Source organism: Methylophaga sp. UBA4204 (assembly GCF_002379485.1).
Lineage (GTDB): Bacteria > Pseudomonadota > Gammaproteobacteria > Nitrosococcales > Methylophagaceae > Methylophaga.
Map to the genome: position 1 here is coordinate 4394 of NZ_DFTU01000016.1, position 2736 is coordinate 7129.

Annotated in this window: 4 protein-coding genes; 2 read left to right on the top strand and 2 right to left on the bottom strand. The window is 43.4% G+C overall.

Annotated elements, in window-relative coordinates; genetic code table 11:
• Together B3182_RS02165 and B3182_RS02170 are read right to left on the bottom strand one after the other, a co-directional pair.
• The coding region (locus B3182_RS02165) for a cysteine hydrolase family protein (protein ID WP_292751365.1) at positions 1–476 on the bottom strand (476 nt) is incomplete at its 3' end.
• A 64-nt stretch (positions 477–540) separates the two neighbouring features.
• Positions 541–1539 (bottom strand): catalase family peroxidase, encoded by a 999-nt coding sequence (locus B3182_RS02170; RefSeq protein WP_292354151.1) that lies wholly within the window; start codon positions 1537–1539, stop codon positions 541–543.
• A gap of 202 nt (positions 1540–1741) precedes the next feature.
• Here B3182_RS02170 and B3182_RS02175 point away from each other — a divergent pair, with 202 nt between their 5' ends.
• Complete coding sequence (locus B3182_RS02175; RefSeq protein WP_292354149.1) at positions 1742–2344, top strand: TetR/AcrR family transcriptional regulator; 603 nt, start codon at positions 1742–1744, stop codon at positions 2342–2344.
• Positions 2345–2378: 34 nt separating this feature from the next.
• Positions 2379–2736: alcohol dehydrogenase catalytic domain-containing protein (locus tag B3182_RS02180; RefSeq protein ID WP_292751367.1), on the top strand; the 358-nt coding region annotated here is incomplete at its 3' end.

Consider the following 2736-nt stretch of genomic DNA (forward strand, 5'->3'; position numbering starts at 1 on the left):
GCAGTCGTACTGGCCACAACTGTAGGTTTATACCCCAGATTAAATCCGCCATGCGCGGTGGAATTTACACACATATGTGTCATAAAGCCTGCCAACACTATATTTTCAATATTCAGTGATTTCAGTCTTTGATCCAATTCAGTTTGCACAAATGCATTGGGAAAGTTTTTAGTAATAACGTATTCCCCGTCTTGAGGTGCCACTTCATTGGAAATCTGACCAATATCCGTAGTGAGATCGTAAGGTGAGCCCACACCTCCATCATGTTGAATATGAATGATAGGAATGTTTAACGCCCTAGCACGTTCCAGCAAAGCTTTGGCTTCAATAATAGCTTTTTCCACACCCGTGAGCTGCATAACACCGGTTCGATAGGTGTTCTGACAATCAATCATAATTAATGCTGAATCACTCAACTTTGTCGGCTGATGCCCTAAGCCGACAATCTCTCTTAATGTTTGTGATGCTTGTGTCATAACAATCCTCTTTGAATGTTCAAAAATTTACCCGCGGTATGGTTAGCTTCAGTCTTGCTGCCGATCAATCCATGCGATGCTGAAAACTCAATGCATAAGCACCCGGTCTGGCCAATAAAATAGGATCAGCAGAGGGCTCAATCCCCTCTGGCAATGCCAGCGGATTAAACATCGTCGCTTTTTCATATTCTGCAGCATCCGCCATTGGTGCCTCGATCACTATAGTGCCTAACTCAACTACTTGACGATCGTCAGGCCAAATTACCGTTGCATCATTCACTTCATCGCCAGGTTCAGCAATTTGTACCGATAAACGAAACTCGGCAGCTTGTTCAGGTAAACGCTCACGGATTTCATTCATCAAATAGTTTTCGTTTTTTGCTTCAGCATCATCTTTTTCCAATGTTTTCACACCGTCTAGTGGTGTCACAATATAGCGACCATAAACCGACTCACCATCGCTGTTGGTAAACTTAAACGCATTGATGCCATGGTAGGACAGATTGGCAAAACTGGCCGGAAAGGGTTTGGGATATTCAACAAAATGCTTGGCCTTAGGATTGTCAGCTAAAAATTGTTGAATAGGTTTGGTCTCAGCTTCTGAAGTAGCAGAATCTCTGACTGCTGTGAGCATTTCCAAAAAAGCTTCTGGTGTTGCCACCGGAAAACGTGGCACTGAGCTCAACACCATATCAGTATATTCCTCGTCGCCCAAATCAATACGCATCGCCATACCTTTGGCTAATCCTTTAGGATCATTGTCCGCAATATCGGGAAACCCGGTTGCATTAGAAAAACGTACGACTATCGGAGAAGACTGCTGTTGCAAATGTGCTGCAGAAGTAATTTGTCGAGCTGACTCAGCTGGATGGAACACGCCGGTTAACACCACCCCTTTAGTGTGATTGGAACGCAATCCTTCTCTGGGTCCTTTGAATAAATCGTGCTGTACATCAACAATCTTCTCGACTGTCGACTTTTCTGCTTGCTCTGCTGAAACAGGATTTATATTGAAACCTAACAACAATGCCAGTGGCAAATACTTCAATGTTTTACTGCCCATTAACGCTATCCTTTTGATGAATTTACTGCCCGCATTGAGCACGAAAATATAGCTTAAAGCTTTATGAGCCTTTTACATCAAACTTAGTTCATGTTGATTTAAACATTGCAGCAAAAATTCAGCGCTGTTGATTTAGCATGATTTGCATTTACTAGACGATTGGTCTACTGTGAACACACATTTACTAGACGACCGGTCTAATATGACACGCATCGAAACAAGACAATCATTAATCAAAGTCGGTACCGACGTTATCGGCAGCCATGGTTTTAACCCAACAGGCTTAAATACCGTGTTAAAAACCGCTGGCGTACCGAAAGGTTCGTTTTATTATTATTTTGCCAGTAAAGAAGATTTCGGCCTGGCTATCATTGATGAATTCGCAATTGCCTATAACGAAAAAATTGACTCGTTTCTCAGCGATACAAAAGTCAGTCCGCTGCAACGGATTCGTAACTATCTGCAAAATGGACTGGAAACAATCAGCGTGGAAACAATCAGCGAAGGTCAGTGTAAGCGTGGCTGCCTGATTGGCACCTTAGGACAGGAATTATCCAGCCAAAATGAAACATTCCGAGTTCGGCTGGATCAAGTGTTCGAAGGCTGGAAACAACAATTTGGCCTGTGTATCCAAGCTGCTATCGATTGTGGTGAACTCTCTGAAGATACTGATATAGAACAACTTTCCGAGTTTTTACTATCAGGCTGGCAAGGTGCAATTTTACGCGCCAAGATGCATTCCAGCATCAGTCCCCTGCAGGCTTTTATCGATACGACTTTTGATCGTGTATTGATCACCCGCTAAATAATTTATTTCTACCAATTACCCGGAGATTTTTATGAGCAAAGTTGTTCGTTTCCATCGAACAGGTGGACCTGAAGTTTTACAACTGGACGACATGCAGGTGTCCGCTCCGCAAGCCGACGAAGTGCTGCTGAAAATTAATAGCATCGGTCTGAATCGTGCCGAGGTCATGTTTCGCAGTGGTCAATACCTGGAAACGCCCGAGCTTCCTGCACGACTAGGCTACGAGGCGTCAGGTATTATTGAACAGGTAGGCTCCAATGTCAGCCAGTTCAAAACTGGCGATAAGGTCAATGTGATTCCAGCTTTTTCAATGAATCAATACGGAACTTATGCTGAAAAAGCTGTTTTGCCGGTTCATGCCATTGTTAAACAACCCGCCAGTATTTCTG

Coding starts and splice junctions, on each gene's coding strand:
- B3182_RS02175 (WP_292354149.1), top strand. CDS start 1,742: ATGACACGCATCGAAACAAGACAATCATTAATCAAAGTCGGTACCGAC.
- B3182_RS02170 (WP_292354151.1), bottom strand. CDS start 1,539: ATGGGCAGTAAAACATTGAAGTATTTGCCACTGGCATTGTTGTTAGGT.